At 68.6% G+C, this 16,531-nt stretch carries 15 protein-coding genes; 6 read left to right on the top strand and 9 right to left on the bottom strand.

The window, feature by feature from the left end:
* Together STARVERO_RS00730 and STARVERO_RS00725 are read left to right on the top strand one after the other, a co-directional pair.
* On the top strand, positions 1-474 hold the full coding sequence (locus tag STARVERO_RS00730; protein ID WP_159597567.1) for a (2Fe-2S)-binding protein: 474 nt from the start codon (positions 1-3) through the stop codon (positions 472-474).
* Positions 467-2,797, top strand: coding sequence for a xanthine dehydrogenase family protein molybdopterin-binding subunit (locus tag STARVERO_RS00725; protein ID WP_159597566.1), 2,331 nt, complete (start codon positions 467-469; stop codon positions 2,795-2,797). Before STARVERO_RS00730 ends, STARVERO_RS00725 begins: the two co-directional genes overlap by 8 nt.
* 8 nt (positions 2,798-2,805) lie before the next feature.
* On the opposite strand, the gene STARVERO_RS00720 is transcribed toward STARVERO_RS00725, so the two are convergent.
* From STARVERO_RS00720 to STARVERO_RS00695, 6 genes are all read right to left on the bottom strand, one after another.
* The gene (locus tag STARVERO_RS00720) at positions 2,806-4,200 is read right to left on the bottom strand and encodes an FGGY family carbohydrate kinase (RefSeq protein WP_159601489.1); all 1,395 of its coding nucleotides are present in this window, start codon (positions 4,198-4,200) and stop codon (positions 2,806-2,808) included.
* Positions 4,200-5,426, bottom strand: a complete 1,227-nt coding sequence (locus STARVERO_RS00715) for an NAD(P)/FAD-dependent oxidoreductase (protein ID WP_159597565.1) — start codon at positions 5,424-5,426, stop codon at positions 4,200-4,202. Before STARVERO_RS00715 ends, STARVERO_RS00720 begins: the two co-directional genes overlap by 1 nt.
* Positions 5,423-6,832, bottom strand: a complete 1,410-nt coding sequence (locus tag STARVERO_RS00710) for an NAD(P)/FAD-dependent oxidoreductase (RefSeq protein WP_159597564.1) — start codon at positions 6,830-6,832, stop codon at positions 5,423-5,425. The genes STARVERO_RS00715 and STARVERO_RS00710 overlap by 4 nt, the downstream gene beginning before the upstream one ends.
* A gap of 124 nt (positions 6,833-6,956) precedes the next feature.
* Positions 6,957-8,069 carry a type 2 periplasmic-binding domain-containing protein gene (locus STARVERO_RS00705; RefSeq protein WP_144341916.1) on the bottom strand — a complete coding sequence of 371 codons (1,113 nt, stop codon included), beginning with the start codon at positions 8,067-8,069 and terminating at the stop codon, positions 6,957-6,959.
* Positions 8,070-8,130: 61 nt separating this feature from the next.
* Positions 8,131-9,468, bottom strand: coding sequence for a TRAP transporter large permease (locus STARVERO_RS00700; protein ID WP_159597563.1), 1,338 nt, complete (start codon positions 9,466-9,468; stop codon positions 8,131-8,133).
* Positions 9,468-10,028 carry a TRAP transporter small permease subunit gene (locus tag STARVERO_RS00695; protein WP_244616462.1) on the bottom strand — a complete coding sequence of 187 codons (561 nt, stop codon included), beginning with the start codon at positions 10,026-10,028 and terminating at the stop codon, positions 9,468-9,470. Before STARVERO_RS00695 ends, STARVERO_RS00700 begins: the two co-directional genes overlap by 1 nt.
* Positions 10,029-10,560: 532 nt before the next feature.
* Between STARVERO_RS00695 and STARVERO_RS00690 the strand changes: the two genes are divergently transcribed.
* Positions 10,561-11,382, top strand: coding sequence for a DeoR/GlpR family DNA-binding transcription regulator (locus STARVERO_RS00690; RefSeq protein WP_280178107.1), 822 nt, complete (start codon positions 10,561-10,563; stop codon positions 11,380-11,382).
* Positions 11,383-11,511: 129 nt separating this feature from the next.
* On the opposite strand, the gene STARVERO_RS00685 is transcribed toward STARVERO_RS00690, so the two are convergent.
* The 3 genes from STARVERO_RS00685 to pxpB are packed head-to-tail and all read right to left on the bottom strand — an operon-like array spanning position 11,512 to position 14,072.
* Positions 11,512-12,282, bottom strand: coding sequence for a LamB/YcsF family protein (locus tag STARVERO_RS00685; RefSeq protein ID WP_159597561.1), 771 nt, complete (start codon positions 12,280-12,282; stop codon positions 11,512-11,514).
* Positions 12,283-12,297: 15 nt separating this feature from the next.
* Positions 12,298-13,332 carry a 5-oxoprolinase subunit C family protein gene (locus STARVERO_RS00680; protein WP_159597560.1) on the bottom strand — a complete coding sequence of 345 codons (1,035 nt, stop codon included), beginning with the start codon at positions 13,330-13,332 and terminating at the stop codon, positions 12,298-12,300.
* Entirely contained in the window at positions 13,332-14,072 is a 741-nt protein-coding gene (pxpB, locus tag STARVERO_RS00675; protein WP_159597559.1) for a 5-oxoprolinase subunit PxpB, read from the bottom strand. Before pxpB ends, STARVERO_RS00680 begins: the two co-directional genes overlap by 1 nt.
* A gap of 350 nt (positions 14,073-14,422) precedes the next feature.
* On the opposite strand from pxpB, the gene STARVERO_RS00670 reads away from it, so the two are divergent.
* From STARVERO_RS00670 to STARVERO_RS00660, 3 genes are read left to right on the top strand one after another with little or no spacing between them, the layout of a single operon-like run.
* Positions 14,423-15,052 carry a DUF1989 domain-containing protein gene (locus tag STARVERO_RS00670; RefSeq protein WP_144341922.1) on the top strand — a complete coding sequence of 210 codons (630 nt, stop codon included), beginning with the start codon at positions 14,423-14,425 and terminating at the stop codon, positions 15,050-15,052.
* Positions 15,052-15,858 (top strand): amino acid ABC transporter ATP-binding protein, encoded by an 807-nt coding sequence (locus tag STARVERO_RS00665; protein ID WP_144341923.1) that lies wholly within the window; start codon positions 15,052-15,054, stop codon positions 15,856-15,858. Before STARVERO_RS00670 ends, STARVERO_RS00665 begins: the two co-directional genes overlap by 1 nt.
* Complete coding sequence (locus tag STARVERO_RS00660) at positions 15,855-16,526, top strand: amino acid ABC transporter permease (RefSeq protein WP_144341924.1); 672 nt, start codon at positions 15,855-15,857, stop codon at positions 16,524-16,526. Before STARVERO_RS00665 ends, STARVERO_RS00660 begins: the two co-directional genes overlap by 4 nt.
* Positions 16,527-16,531: the final 5 nt, after the last annotated feature.

The following is a 16,531-nucleotide window of genomic DNA, read 5'->3' as shown; positions in this document are numbered from 1 at the left end:
ATGATCGAGTTCACGATCAACGGCCGCGCCGTCAGCGTCGATGTCGAGCCCGACACGCCGCTGCTCTGGGTCATCCGCGACGAGGTCGCGCTGACCGGCACGAAGTATGGCTGCGGCATCGGCCTGTGCGGAGCCTGCACCGTCCATGTCGGCGGCCGGGCGACCCGCTCCTGCATCACCCCGGTGAGCGATGTCGCCGGGGCGGAGATCACCACCATCGAGGGGCTGGACCCGAAGGGCGAGCATCCGGTCCAGCAGGCATGGCGGCATCTGCGCGTGCCGCAATGCGGCTACTGCCAGTCCGGCCAGATCATGCAGGCCGCCGCCTTCCTGAAGGACATTCCCAATCCCACCGACGACGACATCGACGCGGTGATGACCGGCAATCTCTGCCGCTGCATGACCTATAACCGCATCCGCGCCGCCGTGCGCGAGGCCGCCGCCACGCTGCGGGGGGAGGCGACCAATGGCTGACGAATCCGCCTTCCGCACGCGCTTCCGCGGCGCCCGCAGCGGCGAGGGCCTGACCCGTCGCGGCTTCCTCGTCACCATGTGCGCCGCCGGCGCCGTCTTCGGCTTCCCGCGCGCCGGCTTCGCGGCGATGGACCCGGCCGTGCCGGACGGTGTGCCCGTCGAGGCGGTGGGCGCGCGCTACGAGCCAGCGATCTGGTACTGGATCGACCAGCGCGGCAAGGTGAACGTGAACATCATCCGCGCCGAGATGGGCCAGCATGTCGGCACCGCCATCGCCCGCATCCTCGCCGACGAGCTCGGCGCGAAATGGGACGATGTGAGCATCGAGCACGTCGATTCCGCCGCCAAATGGGGCCTCATGGTCACCGGCGGCAGCTGGTCGGTCTGGCAGAGCTGGCCGGTCTATCGCCAGGCGGGCGCGGCGGGTCGCGTCGCGCTGGCGCAGAAGGCGGCGGAGCTGTGGGGCGTGGACGCCGCGAGCCTCACCGTCGCGGACGGCGTCGTCACCGGCGCGGGGCGTTCCGCGAGCTTCGGCGAGCTGGTGGCGCAGGGCATCACCCGCAGCTTCACCGAGGCGGAGCTGAAGGCGCTGCCCCTGAAGCCCCATTCCGAGCTGACGCTGGTCGGCAAGGACGTGACGGCGCTCGATATCGCCGGCAAGACGACCGGGCAGGCGATCTTCGGCATCGACGCCAGGGTCGAGGGCATGGTGCACGGCGCGCCGCTCCTGCCGCCGACCCGCTACGGCTCGGAAATCATCCGCATCGACGACAGCGCGGCCAAGGCGGTGAAGGGCTATCGGCAGACGCTCAAGCTCGACGATCCCTCCGGCACGGTGCCCGGCTGGGCGATGGTCATCGCCGACAGCTACTGGGCCGCCCACAAGGCGGCGCGCCTGGTCAAGGTCGAGTGGAAGGCGAGCGATGCCGCCAGGGTCGGCGAGGCCGACATCCAGGCGCGCAGCCGGGAGCTGATCGCCGACGCGAGCAAGGGCGCGCTGCTCGATACGGGCGACACCGACGTCGATCCCGTCTTCGCCACGGCGGCCGATACGCTGGAGGCGGAGTACACGACTGCTACCGTGTTGCACTTCCAGCTCGAACCCGTGAACGCGCTCGCTTTCCGCAACGCCGAGGGGGTGTGGGAGCTACACACTGGCAACCAGTGGCAATCCCTAGCCCTCCCCTGGCTCCAGAAGGCGCTTGGCGTCGATGAGAACGGCGTCGTCATGCGCAGCTACATGCTGGGCGGCGGCTTCGGGCGGCGTCTCAACGGCGACTACGCCGTGCCGGCGGCGCTCGCCTCGAAGGCATTGGGCGGGATTCCGGTAAAGGTCGTCACGACACGACCAGATGATCTCGTGTTCGACAGCCCCCGCTCGCCCTCCGTGCAGCGTTTGCGCATGGCCTTCGATACCGGCAAGAACGTCATCGCCATGGATACGGCGGTCGCATCGGGCTGGCCGACCAAGGTCATGCTGCCGGCCTTCATGCCCAAGGGCGTGAACGGCGAGCCCTACGATCCCTTCGCCAGCGACGGCGCCGACCATTGGTATTCGGTCGGCGCGCAGCGGGCGCGCGCCATCTCCAACGATCTGGCGGAGAGCACCTTCCGCCCCGGCTGGCTGCGCTCGGTGTCGCCGGGCTGGATCAACTGGGCGGTCGAAAGCTTCATGCACGAGGCCGCGGTGAAGGTTGGGCAGGATCCGGTCCGGTTCCGCCTCGACCATCTGAAGGCCGAGGGACGCAACGCCGGCACGGCGCCGGATTCGGTCGGCGGCGCCTCGCGCCAGGCGCATGTGCTCTCGCGCGTGGCGGAGCTGTCTGGTTACGGCAAGGCCACGCTGCCCGCCGACACCGCCATCGGCATAGCGACGACCTATGGGCAGGCGCGTACCATGCCAACCTGGGTCGGCGGCGCGGCGCAGGTGCACGTGAAACGGCAGACCGGCTTCGTCGACGTGCAGAAAATCTGGCTCGTGGTCGACTGCGGGACGGTAGTCGATCCCGATGGCGCTCATGCGCAGTGCGAGGGTGCGGCGCTCTGGGGGCTCTCCATGGCGCTGTTCGAGGGCACCGAGTTCGAGAATGGTCTGGTACGCGACCGCAACCTCGACAGCTATACGCCGCTGCGCATGATCGACACGCCGGAAGTCGTGGTCGAGTTCGTCGAGAGCGCCGAGGTGCCGGTGGGGCTGGGCGAGCCGGGTACCACCGTGGTGGCGCCGGCCATCGGCAACGCGATCTTCGAGGCGGTCGGGGTGCGCCTGCGCCATCTGCCGATCACGCCGGAAGCTGTGCTGGCGGCGCTGAAGGCCGGCTGACGCGGCTCTCAGAGGCGCCAGCCGCGGCTCTTGCTGACCGCGGCTGCGAAGCGCGCATGGTCGTCCGGTGAGACGGAGCGATCCGGCTCGAAGCACCGAACTTCCCCGCGCGCACGGGTGACGTCCGCTCCGCACAGCTCGGCGAGACCGAGCGACGTCATCTCGTGCAGTCCGGGTACGAGCACGGAGCGCCCGCTTGCCGCTGCGAGGAAGCTGACGAAATAGGCGTTCTGCGACAGGCCGCCGTCGATGGAGATGGTCGCGATCGTTCCGACTTCTGTCGCTGCCGCCTCGATCAGCCCCACCGTCAGCATGGCAATGCCTTCCAGAGCGGCGCGTATCATGTCGCGACGGTCGGTCGCCGCCTGCATGCCGATAAACAGCGGCGCCGCCGAGCGGTCCCAGTAGGGAGCGGCCAGCCCGGACAGTGCCGGCACGAAGACAAGCCCGCGGCTCAGCGCCGAAGGTCCCTCGAAACCGTCGAGCTCGTGCGTTTCCGCGTAAAGCCCGATCTGCCGCAGCCATTCGAGTGCCGCACCGGCATCGTAGACGCCGCCTTCGAGGGCAAATACCGTCTCTGCATCCCGCCGGCGCCAGGCGACCGTCGGCAGCAAGCCGGAGCCAAGGGGGCGGCCAGTGCCGGTGACGGCGAGGAGGAAGGCGCCGGTGCCGAAGGTGATCTTGGTGTCGCCTAGCGCGCGGCAGCCGTGACCATAAAGCGCGGCTTGCTGGTCGACGATGGAGACCTTCACCGGCACGCCGTCTATGGCGCCGAAGCCGGCATTGACGGGACGGATCGGCGGCAGCGCCTCCATGGGTACGCCGTGGAGAGCACAGAGTTCTCCGCTCCATGTCAGCGTTGCGAAGTCGAGTAATCCGGTGCGGGACGCTGTCGCGATGTCGGTGGCAAAGGTGTTGCACAGGCGGTCGAGGAAGAAGGCGTCGGTGGTGCCGAGCCGCAGCCGTCCGGCTGCCCGCGCCGCCGCCACGGCGGGGACGTTTTGCAGCAGCCATGCGAGTTTGCTGGCGGAAAAATAGGGATCGAGCGGCAGGCCGCTGATGGCCTGCGAGCGGGCCAACGCCTCCGATCCGAGCGCCGCCAGCATGGTAGCAGTACGGGCATCCTGCCAGACGATGACCGGGGAGAGGGGCTCGCCGGTTTCCGCATCCCAGGCGAGGCAGCTTTCGCCCTGATTGGCGATGGCGATGGCGTCGACCGGCCCGGCGGCAGCCAGCGCCGTGCGGATATTGGCGAGCAGTTCCTCGGGATCGTGCTCGACGCGGCCCGGCGCGGGAAAATGCTGCGCGTGGCGGAGGCTGGCGACGAGCCGCGCCTCACCCCCGCTCTCGACGACGAGGCAGCGGGTCGAGGTCGTTCCCTGATCGATGGCGGCGACGCGCATCATGCGGTTTCCCGGAAGCGGAAATGGACCGTGCCGGCCTCGACGGCAGCCGGCGGGAGCGGAACGAGAATGCGTCGCTCCGGCATCCATGTGCGCTCGGCCGCCCAGACCTCCCGCCCGTCGAGTTCGAGCGAGAGGCGCCCGCGCGCGCGCCGGAGCATGCGGAGTTGGAAGTCGCGGAAAGCCGGCGTTGCGTTGGCGTCGCGGCGCAGCAGGCTGGGGACGACGAGCTTCATGGGCGAATCGAAGGTCACGGGTATCGGCGCGCCGGCATCCGCGTCGCGCGCGAGGTCCTCCGCGATGGCCCGGCCCACCGCGCGGCCCTCGCGGAACGCCCATCCCCCGGTCTCGACGGCGCGCAGCAGGTTGCCGCTGGCGAAAATCCTCGGGTCGAGGCTGCGTCCGTCCTGATCGATGGCAGGTCCGGTACTGCCCGCGTCGACGCCGATGTCGGACTGGCGGAACAGTGCCGATTCCGGCATGAAGCGGCCGGTGAGCAGCACGCCGTCGCAGGCGATGTCCTGAACCGTGCCGTCCCGCAGCCGCAGCGTGACATTCTCCACCCGCGAGGTGCCGCGAATGTCCACCAGCTCGGCGCCGCGATGGAAGGGAATGCCCGCCAGCGCCGGGAACCAGGAGAACGGCGGGCCGGCGAGCGGGTGCGGGCCGGGCTCCACCATGGCGACGGGCCGTGCGCCATGGGTCAGGCAGGTGAGGATGGCGGAGAGGCTGACCAGTTCCGAACCGACGATCACCGGCCGACGGAAGGGCATCAGCCCATGAAAGGCGACGTAGGATTGCAGCGTGCCGGTGGTGACGATGCCGATCGGGCGGTCGCCCGAGATCAGCCGCGCCGAACGCGGCGTTTCGCGGGCGCCGGTCGCGATCAGGATGCGGCGTGCCGAAAGCGTCTCGACCCCGCGCGGGGAGGTGACGTCGAGCCGCCCGTCTTCGAGCCGCACCACCGAATGGCGGGTGCGCACGTCGACCCCCGCGCGCGCGGCCTCCGCTTCGAGGCGGCGGCCATAGGCGGCGCCGAGATAGACGCGGCCGAACTCGCGCATGCCGAAGGGCGAGTGGGCGCAATGGCGCGTCGCGCCGCCCAGCTCCCGCTCACGCTCGAGCAGGACCACGTGCCCGACGCCGCGCGCGCGCAGCTCGATGGCGGCGGCGACGCCCGACGGGCCGCCGCCGACGATGATGACATCCGCCATCGCGTCGCTCATGCCTCGTCCCCGTCATCGGCGGCGAGCGGCGTCGACAGGCGGCCCCGGGTCATCTCGGCGAGGCGCGCATTGCAGTAGAAGCCCTGGCAACGGCCCATGCCGGCACGGGTGCGCCGCCGCAGCCCGCCGAAATCGCCCGGCGGCACGGCGCTTTCGAAGGCGGCCTCGATCTCGCGCTTGGTCACCAGCTCGCAATGGCAGACGATCTCGCCATGCTCCGGCCGCTGCCAGTCGCGTTCCCGCGTCTCGGCGAGATTGGGCAGCGTGACCTCCGGCGCGAGGCCGGGCGCGGTGAACCCGGCGCCGAAGGCGGCATGCAGCCGCTCGGCATGCTGCGCCAGCCCGAGCGCGGCGGAAAGGCCCGTCGAGCGGATGCCGCCGAGCGTGATGGCGCGCCGCGCCGGCCGCGAGAAGACGCGATAGGCCTTGCTCTCCGTCGCCGGCCGCAGCCCCGCATAGACGGCGGTTACCGGCATGCCCGCCAGCGCCGGCACGATCTCCGCGCCGCGCTTCAGCAGGGCCTCCAGCTCCGAGGTCTCCACCGTGGCGCGCGTGCGGTCCTGCTGCTCCTCCGCGGTGGGGCCCACCAGCACGTTGCCGAAGGCGGTCGGGCAGACGACCACACCCTTGGTGATCTCGGTCGGCACCGGCAGGATGATGCACGGCACGTGAGGGAAGGCAGCCTTGTCGAGCACGACGAACTGGCCCTTGCGCGGCCGGATCTCGAACTCCGGCGCGAAGCCGAGGCGCTCGTCGACGACATCGCCATACAAGCCGGCGGCGTTGACGACGGCGTGCGCGCGCACCTCGCCGACTGTGGTCGCCAGCGTCCACTCGCCGTCGAAGGCGCTAGCGAGGATTTCCGCCTCGCGCAGCAGCCTGGCGCCCAGCGCGACGGCCTGGGTGAGATAGGCGAGCGGCGCCGACCAGGGGTCGATGACATGCTCGCCGGCCACCTCGATGGCCGCCACCAGCCGCTCCGACAGGCCCGGCATGGTGGCGCGCGCCTGCGCGCCGGAGAGCGCGCGCAGCTCCGCGATGCCGTTCTCCCGGCCCTGCGCCAGTATCGCGTCGAGCTTGCCGGCCTCCGCCTCGTTCCACGCGCAGACCAGCGCGCCGGTCGTCACCAGCGGCAGGCTCAGCCTGTCGCGGATGGCGAGATATTCCGCGCGCCCGGCCTTGATGAGCTCAAGCTCCAGGCTGCCCGGCGGCGCGTCGAAGCCGGTGTGCAGGATGGCGCTGTTCGCCTTGGAGGCGCCCGAGAGGATATCGCTGCCCTTCTCGATCACGATCACCTTCGCGCCCGCCAGCGCGAAGCGGCGCGCGACCGCGCAGCCGACCACGCCGGCGCCGATGACGGCGATGTCGAAGGTCTCGTTGAGGGATGGGGCGTGTGTGTGGAGCATGGCGCTCCCTTCCTGTCGGCACCACGCGACCGGCAGCCGGTCGCGTCACATCATGCGTGCCCGGCACGCTGCCGGGCCGTCGGCGGTCCCGCCCGGAGGCGAGACCGCCATCGTCGGTTGCGGCTCAGCGATAGGGGTAGCCGGCCTTCTCCATCGTCTCGGCGTATTTCTTGAACGCGGCGACGACCTTGCCCGCGCGCGGGCTGGAGGAGGCGACCTCGTCCCAGAAGCCCTTCGAGTCGTTGACGACCTGGGCCCATTCGGCCGGCGGCAGCGAAGTGAGCTCCATCTTCTGGCCCTCCACGCGCAGCTTGGCCTCGCCGCCCCAGTACCAGACGTCGCGATAGTAGTGCGACTGGTCGATAGTGATGAGGAACAGCTCCTTCAGGTGCGGCGGCACCTTCTTCCAGCTCTCGGAATTGGCGAAATAGCTGCCGAACCAGGCGCCGGTGACGGAGTTGGCGAGCGCGTAGTTGCACACATCCGCCCAGCCGACCTCATAGGCCTCGGTGAAGCCGCACCAGGCCACGCCGTCGAGTTCGCCGGTCTGCAGGGCCACTTCGACGTTGTCCCACGGGATCGTCACCGGCACGAGGCCGTATTTCGACAGGAACTTGCCGGCCGTCGGCACGCCGAAGACGCGCAGGCCGTTCATGTCGGCGAGGCTCTTGATCGGCTTGTTGACGGTGAAGATGTGCAGGGGATCCCAGGCGCCGGTGGACAGCCAGGTGACGTTGGGCACCTCGGCATAGGCCTCTTCCCAGATCTCCTTCAGCCCGTAGTAGCGGAACAGCGCCGGCACATCGAGGCTGTAGCGGGTGGCGAAGGGGAAGTAGCCGCCGAACACGGCGATATCGACCGGCGAGGCCATGGTCGCCTCGTCCGACTGCACCGCGTCGAGCGTGCCGGACTGCAGCGCGCGGAACAGGTCCGAGGTCGGCACGAGCTGGTCGGCGTAATAGAGCTCGATCACCATCTCGCCATTCGCCGCCGCGTTGAAGGCGTCGATCTGCGGCTTGATCACGTGGGCGCCGAGCGGCGCGCCGGAATAGGTCTGCAGGCGCCACTTGATCGGCCCGGTCTGGGCGATGACGGCGGGAGCGGCGAGCGTCGTGCTGGCCAGCGCGGCGCCGGTGCCGAGCGCCGCCTTGCCGAGGAAGTTGCGGCGGCTGGCGAGGATCTGGTCGGCGGCGGGATCCGGCTTCTTCACGCCGGCCTTCTTGCTGTCGTCGGTCATGCGTTGCTCCTCTGGTTCTTGGGAAGTCGTCTTCTTGGGAAGTCGTCGGCAACGGGAAGGCTCAGCCCTTGACCTTCATGTGCTCGGGCAGCCAGAGCGCGATCTGCGGGAAGACCATCAGGATGATGATGGTGAGCAGCATGATCGCGGCGAAGGGCCAGATCGACCGGTAGATGTCGATCAGCGAGATCTCCTTCGGCGCCAGCGAGCGCATGAGGAACAGGTTGTAGCCGAAGGGCGGGGTTATGTAGGCGATCTGGCAGGTGATCGTGTAGAGGATGCCGTACCAGATGAGCTGGTTGTCGAAGCCGAGGTCGAGCGCCTTCACCAGCGGGATGTAGAGCGGGGCGACGATGACCAGCATCGCCGTGTCGTCGAGGAACATGCCCATCACGATGAAGCTGAGCTGCATCATGATGATGATGGTCCAGGGATTGAGGTCCCACTGCTTGACGAACAGGAACTCGATCGCCTTCACCGCGCCGAGGCCGTCGAACACCGTGCCGAAGGCGAGGGCGGCGAGGATCAGCCACATGAACATGCAGGACACGTTCAGCGTCTTCAGCGAGGTGTCGCGGATCACCCGCCAGTTGAAGTGTCCCTTGTAGATGGCCGCCAGCGTCGCCGCCGTGGCGCCGACCGCCGAGCTTTCGACGAGGCTGGTGACGCCGAACACGAACAGCCCGGTCATGAAGAAGAAGATGGCGAAGGGAATGACGCCCGCCCGCGCCAGCGCCAGCTTCTCGCGAAGCGGCATGTTCAGCTCCTCGTCGGTGAGCTGGGGCGCCAGCTTCGGGTTCAGCTTCACCCTGACATAGATGTAGATGATGAACAGCGCGGCCATGAGCAGGCCGGGACCGACGCCGGCGAACCAGAGCTTGGAGACCGGCTGGCGGGCGATCATGCCGTAGAGCACCAGCACGACCGAGGGCGGGATGAGGATGCCGAGCGACGAGCCGCCCTGTACCACGCCGGAGATCAGCACCTTGTCGTAGCCGCGGCGGATCATCTCCGGCAGCGCGATGGTGGCGCCGATCGCCATGCCGGCGACCGACAGGCCGTTCATCGCGGAGATAATGACCATCAGGAAGATGGTGCCAATGGCGAGGCCGCCGGTGAACCTGCCGAACCAGACGTGCAGGGCTCTGTAGAGGTCCTCCGCTATCCCGGATTCGGCCAGGATGTAGCCCATGTAGATGAACATGGGCAGCGTCAGCATGGCGTACCAGTTGAACAGCTTGAAGACCTGGTTGAACGGCAGGTCGATCGCGCCGGGCCCGTAGAGCAGCAGCGCGGCGGCGGAGGCGACGAAGCCGATGCCGGCGAAAACGAGCTGTCCGCTGATGAGCGCCAGAACCATCGACGCGAACATCAGCAGCGCGATCATCTCGTAGGTCATCAGAGCTTCTCCCCACGCAGGGTGGCGATGTGCTTGAAGACGAGCGAGAAGGCCTGCAGCAGCATCAGAACGAGGCACACCGTCAGCAGCGCCTTGATCGGGATCACCGAGGGATTCCAGATCGAGAAGCGCCGCTCATTGGTGGCGATGGCGTATTGAAGGCTCGAGATCGAGCCGATCAGCATGACCGCGAGGTAGAAGATCAGGCACCAGACGGTGACGAGGTCGATCTTCGCCTTTCCGCGCTCCGAGAGGGTCGCGTACCACAGGTCCATGCGCACGTGCTCGCCGTTGCGCAGCGTGAACGGCCCGCCCATGAAATAGTAGGCGGCGAGGGTGAACTGGGTGAGCTCGACCGCCCAGTGCACCGGCATCTTGATCAGGTTGCGGGTGATGGCGTCGAAGATCAGCACGCCGCCCATCAGGAAGATGAGCGAGGCGGCGAGATAGCCGACGTAATCCGAAATCCGGTCGATCAGGCGCACATAGCCGGCGATCAGCCGCCATGCGCCTCCTTCCCTGCGCTGTCCTTCATCGACGCTCACGTCGTCCGCGTTCACGCTGTCGCTCCGTTGCTTGCCGGTCGGAATCCTGCGGGAGGTACAGAAGTACGGCGCAGGAAGCAGGCGTCGTCTCGAACGGACGCTGCTCGCGCCCGCCCGGAACGAAGCCGGTCGAAGAAGGGCCGCGGACTTGCCGCAGCCGGCCGGTCAGGCGGTCAGCTTTCGGAAATCGGTCATCTGCAATCCCCTCGTGCTGCGGCTTGCACCATTGTTGTGCTTGCTCGCTTTTTTCGCATCTGCAAGCACTGTACCGGTTTCCGTGGAGATGGGAAGACCGAATTTCGGAGTTTATGACCGTTTTGTGCCATGTTCGGTCGTAATAGCCGACAAACGGGCAGTGTTCGCCGCGATAAATTGACCGTTCGGTCATATTGTGGCTTGCTGGGGTGTGATCTCCGGGCGAGGCGGGCATGGTGGCGCCGCATTGACCGAGTTCGCGGGACGACTTACCGAATTCCCTATGAAACCCTTCCGGGCGGTCGCGGAGCAGCCGATGCGACGTGGCCGGTCACAGCGAGAAGAAAAATCCGTGTCGTTCCCTTCGCGCGCTTCCACCCCGCAGGCGCACGCCGGCCGTCCGTCGAGCGCCCGCCACGCGGAAATCGTGGCGCTGCTTGCCCGTACGGGAGAGATGACGGTCGAGGCGCTGGCCGAGCAACTCGACGTGTCACGCGAGACGGTGCGGCGCGATCTGGCCCGGCTCGACGCCGGCGGCCTGCTCCGGCGCTTCCATGGCGGTGCCCGCGCCATCACCCTTCCCGGCGCCCAGATGGACAAGGAGTGGCCGTTCGCCCAGCGCATGGCGCAGAACGCCGCCGGCAAGCAGCGCATTGCCGCCGCGGCGAGCGCCCTGTTCCAGCCGGAGGATTCGCTCTTCATCGATACCGGCAGCACCACCGTCGCCTTTGCCGAGGCGCTGGCCGCCCGTCAGTCGCTGGTGGTGATCACCAATGCCCCGCGCATCGCCGCGACCATGGCGACGGGCCACAGCCACAAGGTCTTCCTCATCGGCGGCGCCTACGGTGTCGACGCGGGTGAAAGCCTGGGCCCGCTGGCGCTGGAGCAGATCGGCAAGTTCCGCGCGCGGCATGTCGTGCTGACCATCGGCGCGATCGACACGGCCTGCATCATGGATTTCGACCTCCAGGAAGCCGAGGTCGCCAAGGCGATGATCGAGCGGGCGGACCAGGTGACCGTCCTTGCCGATCACACCAAATTCGACCGGCGGGCGGTCTTCGAGGTGGCGCCGCTGGCGCGCATCGACACGCTGGTGACGGATGTGCCGCCTTCGGAGCCGATGGCACGCGCCATCGATGCCGCCGGCATCCACCTCATCGTCGCCGGTTCCTGAACCGGCCCGGACAGCGGGCGGCCGTCCTAGAGCATTTTCGAGCGAAGCGGGCACCGGTTCGCGTGAAGAAAATGCGAAAAATCAAATAGATAGAGCCAATACGATGAACCTGTTTTCACCGAATTGGCTCTAGAGCCACTCCGCCATCGGCTCGACGGCATAGCCCGCGTCGTCGAGCCGACGCTTGACCGCCCGCGCCATCGCCACCGCGTCGGCCGTGTCGCCGTGGACGCAGACCGTGTCCGCCCGCACCGGAATGCGCGTGCCGTCGATCGCCAGCACCTCGCCGCTCTCCAGAATGCCCAGGATGCGTTCGGCCGCTGCCTCGGCATCGTGCAGCACCGCGCCCGGCAGCTTGCGGGAGGCGAGGTTGCCGTTGGCGGCATAGGCCCGGTCGGCATAGATCTCGCGCGCGAGCCTCAGCCCGGCCTCCTCGCCGGCCTTCTCGGTCGGCAGGCCGGGCATCACCACGAAGATGTAGTTCGGATCGACCGCCTTGATCGCCCGCGCCACGGCGCGCGCCAGATCGATGTCCTCGTTCGCCATGTTGCCGAGCGAACCGTGCGTCTTCACATGGCCGAGCCTCATGCCCTGCGCGTGCGCCAGAGCCTGCAGCGCGCCGATTTGGTAGATCAGCTGCTTCTCGATCTCGGCCGGGCTCTGCCCGAGGATCGGCCGCCGGCCGAAGCCCCACAGGTCCATGAAGCTGGGATGCGCGCCGCAGCCGACGCCGCGCGCCTTCGCGTTCTCCAGGGTCTGCGTCATCACCAGCGGGTCGCCGGCGTGGAAGCCGCAGGCGATGTTGGCGGAGGTGACGATCTCCAGCATCGCCGGGTCGTCGCCGAGCGAATAGACGCCGAAGCCTTCGCCCATGTCGCAGTTGAGATCGATGGTCTTCATGGGGGAATGCTCCGGTCACGGGTCGAGCGGCGCGAGCGCCGAGCAGACGCCGCTGACAAGGTTGTGCGCCAGCAGGCGCTCGCTGGAAAGCTGCGTCCCCGGCAGGGGCGCCTCGGTCATCCGCGCGAAGAGGGCGAGAAGCCGCTCCTCATGCGCCCGCGCCACCTGTTCCGCCTCGTCCGCCGTCACGGCGGAGAAGCGCAGCACGTCGCCCGGCCGCGCCTGCCCGAGGCGCCAGAGATCCGCGCCGATGACGGTGGCGATCTTCGGATAGCCGCCCGTCGTCTGGCGGTCGGCGAGCAGCACCAGCGGACGGCCATTGCCCGGCACCTGGATGGAGCCGTTCATGATGCCGTCGGAAACGATGTTGAAGCCGTCCGCGTGCTCGATGGCGGGGCCGTCGAGCTGGGCGCCCATGCGGTCGGCCTTCTCCGTCACGCGATAGCCGGAGGACAGGAAGGTGGCGAGGCCGGCGGGAGTGAAATGGTCGTCCTGCGGGCCGGGCACGACGCGGATCGGCCCCGTTTCCGCCGGCCTGTCCTCCGGGGCCAGCGTGAGCAGCGGGGCGGCCGGCGCCTCCTGGAGCGGCAGGCGGTCGCCGGCGCGCAGCGCGCGCCCCTCGAACCCGCCGATGGCCGAGCGCGAATGGGTCGACAGGCTGCCGAGCGTCGGCGCGACGGCGAAGCCGCCGGCGATGGCGAGATAGGCCCGCATGCCCGTGCGCGCGGCGCCGATCTCGATCCGGTCGCCGGGCGCGAGGGCGTAGGCCCGCCAGCCTTCGGCCGGACGGCCATTGATGGAGAGCGGCATGTCGGCGCCGGCCAGCGCCAGCCGCGCCGGTCCTTCCTCCACCGTCGCGGAGAGGCCGAGCATGGTCAGCTCGATCGCCGCCATGTCGCGGGGATTGCCGACGAGGCGGTTGGCCAGCTGCAGGGAGAGGCTGTCCATGGCGCCCGAGGCGGAGATGCCGAAGCGCTGATAGCCGAAGCGGCCGAAGTCCTGAAGGCTGGAGAACAGGCCCGGCCGCTCGATGACGAGGTGGGCGCCCATCACGACGCCTCCCACTGCGCGACGATCTCGCCCGCCTCGGCCGCGCGGCACAGCGCGCCGTAATCGGCGGGCGCGACCGGCGCGAAGCGGATGGTGTCGCCGGCGGCGAAGAGGAAGGGACGCCCGGTTCGCCGGGGATCGTAGGAGCGCACCGGCGTCTGGCCGAGCAGGTGCCAGCCGCTGGGAATTTCGAGCGGCGGCGAGACCGCCGTCTGTCTGCCACCGATGGAGATGCTGCGCGGCGGCGTCTTCAGCCGCGGCTCGCTCCGGCGGCTGGTGTGGATCGCCTCCGGCAGGCCGCCCAGATAGGCGAAGCCCGGCGCGAAGCCGATCATGTAGACGCGATAGGCCGCGCCGGCGTGCAGGTCGATCACCTCCTGCGTCGTCAGTCCGTGCAGGCGCGCCACATGGTCGAGATCGATGCCGTGTTCGCCGCCATAGATCACCGGAACGCGCCAGCAACCCTTGTGCTCGCTCGCGCCGGCCTGCGGCGGCCACAGCGCCAGCACCTCGTCGCGCAGCGCGCGGCGCGACAGCGCCAGCGGGTCGAACAGCACGAGCAGGGAGCGATAGGTCGGCACGACCTCGCGCAGGCCGGGCAGGGCGCGCGCGTCGAGCGCATCGGCGAGCGCGATCACCTGCCGGTTCACTCCCTCGTCGATGGCGTCGCCGAATTCGACAACAAGGCCGCCGTCACCGGCATCGAGAAGGCGGGGGGCGTCGGCGGGGGCGATCGGCATGCACGTTCTTCCGTCACTCGGCACAGGATGAGCGCGTCCATTTCCAGATATGTGCCAGATCGACATAGACCACGACCGTGCCGCCGGAGCTACCGCCCGGAAAGCCAACGGCGGCAGGCGTTGCCGGCCGGAATCGCTCCGCGCCCGGTTTCCCGTGCCCCGGCCGGCCAGGGCCGCCTCCAGCGCTTCCGCCGTCATATTCGCCCAGGAATTGAGCAGTCGCTGACTAAAAATGCCGCTTGAATTCCATGGGTATACCAAGCAGGATCAAACAGTTAAGTGAAATATGCCGCCGTGAGCCATTCCTGAAAGTGGCTGCAGGCGGGAAGATCGGGTGCGCGAGAGCAGCGATGGATTACCACCTCGACGAGTCCTTCGTCCTGCCGGCCGGCTTCGGCAAGGCCGTGCGGCTGAAGGCGGGCCAGCGGCTCAAGCTGACCAATCCCCGCGGCACGCAGGCGGTGGATTTCTGGGCCTTCAGCCAGCGGGACATCTTCGAGTTCACCTCGATGGACAATTTCCGCTCCTTCCACAGCACCGTCTATGTCACGAAGGACACGCCGCTGGTCAGCACGCGGCGCCGGCCGCTGGTGTCGATCGTCGAGGACACGTCCTCGGGCCGGCACGACACGCTGCTGTGCGCCTGCAATGCCGACATCTACCGCCAGCTCGGCGTCGAGGGCTATCACCGCTCCTGCGCCGACAACATGCATGAGGGGCTCGGCGAACTCGGCATCACGCTGCCCTTCACGCCGGCGCCGGCCAATTTCTTCATGTGCGTCGATGTCCGCGCGGACGGCTCGCTCGACCGGCTGCTGCCGGCCTCGAAGCCCGGCGCGCATGTGCTGCTGCAGGCCGAGGACGACATCGTCATGGCCTTCTCCTGCTGCCCGCAGGACATCACGCCGATCAATGGCGAGGCGCGCACGCCGCATGACTGCCTGATCGACATCTTCTCGCCCGCGACCGGGCGCGCCTGATGGAGGCCGCCCCGCTCGTCCGCATCCGCGACCTGAAAAAGAGCTTCGGCGCCCATCCGGTGCTGAAGGGCGTGTCGCTCGACGTGCATGCGGGCGAGGTGGTGTCGATCATCGGCGCCTCCGGCTCGGGCAAGAGCACCTTCCTGCGCTGCATCAACGTGCTGGAGATGCCCAGCGGCGGGACGATGGATTTCGAGGGCTTCCACTTCGACTATGAGGAGGGAGCCCGCCGCGCCCCCACCGCCGGGCAGCTGCGCGAGTTGCGCGCCCGCATCGGCATGGTGTTCCAGAGCTACAATCTCTGGCCGCACATGAGCGTGCTGGAAAACGTCATCGAGGCGCCGATCCGCGTGAAGGGCGAGGCGCCCGCCGACGCGGTCGCCAAGGCCGAGGAGCTGCTCGCCCGCATCGGCCTCGCCGAGAAGCGCCATGCCTATCCTTCCAGGCTCTCCGGCGGACAGCAGCAGCGCGTCGCCATCGTGCGCGCCCTCGCCATGCAGCCGCGCCTGATGCTGTTCGACGAGGTGACCTCGGCGCTCGATCCCGAGCTGGTCGGCGAGGTGCTCTCGCTGATGGCGAGCCTCGCGGGCGAAGGCATGACCATGCTGCTGGTGACGCACGAGATCGGCTTCGCCCGCGAGGTCTCGAACCGGGTGCTGTTCTTCGACCAGGGCGTGATCGCCGAGGACGGTCCGCCGGGCGAGGTGCTGCGCCAGCCGAGGAGCGAGCGGCTGAAGCAGTTCCTGCGCCGCGTGCTGCACGAGGACGCCTACGGCGCCGAGGCCGGCGCGGGAGGCGCGGCATGATCGCGGATCGCATCGCTTCGTGGTGGGAAGGCTTCGCGCCCTACGTCCCGGGCTTCGCGCAGGCCAGCTGGCTGGTCATCGTGCTGTCGCTGCTGGCCATCCTGGTGAGCTGGGGCTGCGGGCTGCTGGCGGCGCTGGGCAAGGTCTCGCGCTTCGCCGCGCTCCGGCAGGCGAGCCATTTCTACATCTGGTTCGTTCGCGGCACGCCGACGCTGATCCAGATCTTCATCATCTATTTCGGCCTGCCGCAGCTCGGCCTGCGGCTCTCGCCCTTCGTCGCCGGCGTCGTCGCGCTCGGCATCAATGGCGGGGCCTATGTCGCCGAGATCGTGCGGGCGGGTCTTTCCGCCATTCCGAAGGGCCAGACGGAATCGGCCCAGGCGCTCGGCATGGGGCGCTGGCAGATGATGAGCCGCATCATCCTGCCGCAGGTCTTCCGCGTGATCCTGCCGCCCGTGACCAACGAGGCGATCACGATGGTGAAGAACACCTCGCTGCTCTCCACCATCACGGTCGTCGAGCTGACGCTCTATTCACAGACCATCATCGCCACCACCTTCCGCCCCTTTGAATTCTACATCGCGACGGCCCTGATTTACCTGCTGATGACCACGCTCATCTCGCAGGCGGCGGGCCGCCTTGAGCGGCACTACGCCCGCTCCTTGTGAAAGGC

The organism is Starkeya nomas, assembly GCF_902703545.1.
GTDB classification, from domain to species: Bacteria; Pseudomonadota; Alphaproteobacteria; order Rhizobiales; family Xanthobacteraceae; genus Ancylobacter; species Ancylobacter moscoviensis.
This window is presented reverse-complemented; position numbering and strand designations above follow the sequence as displayed.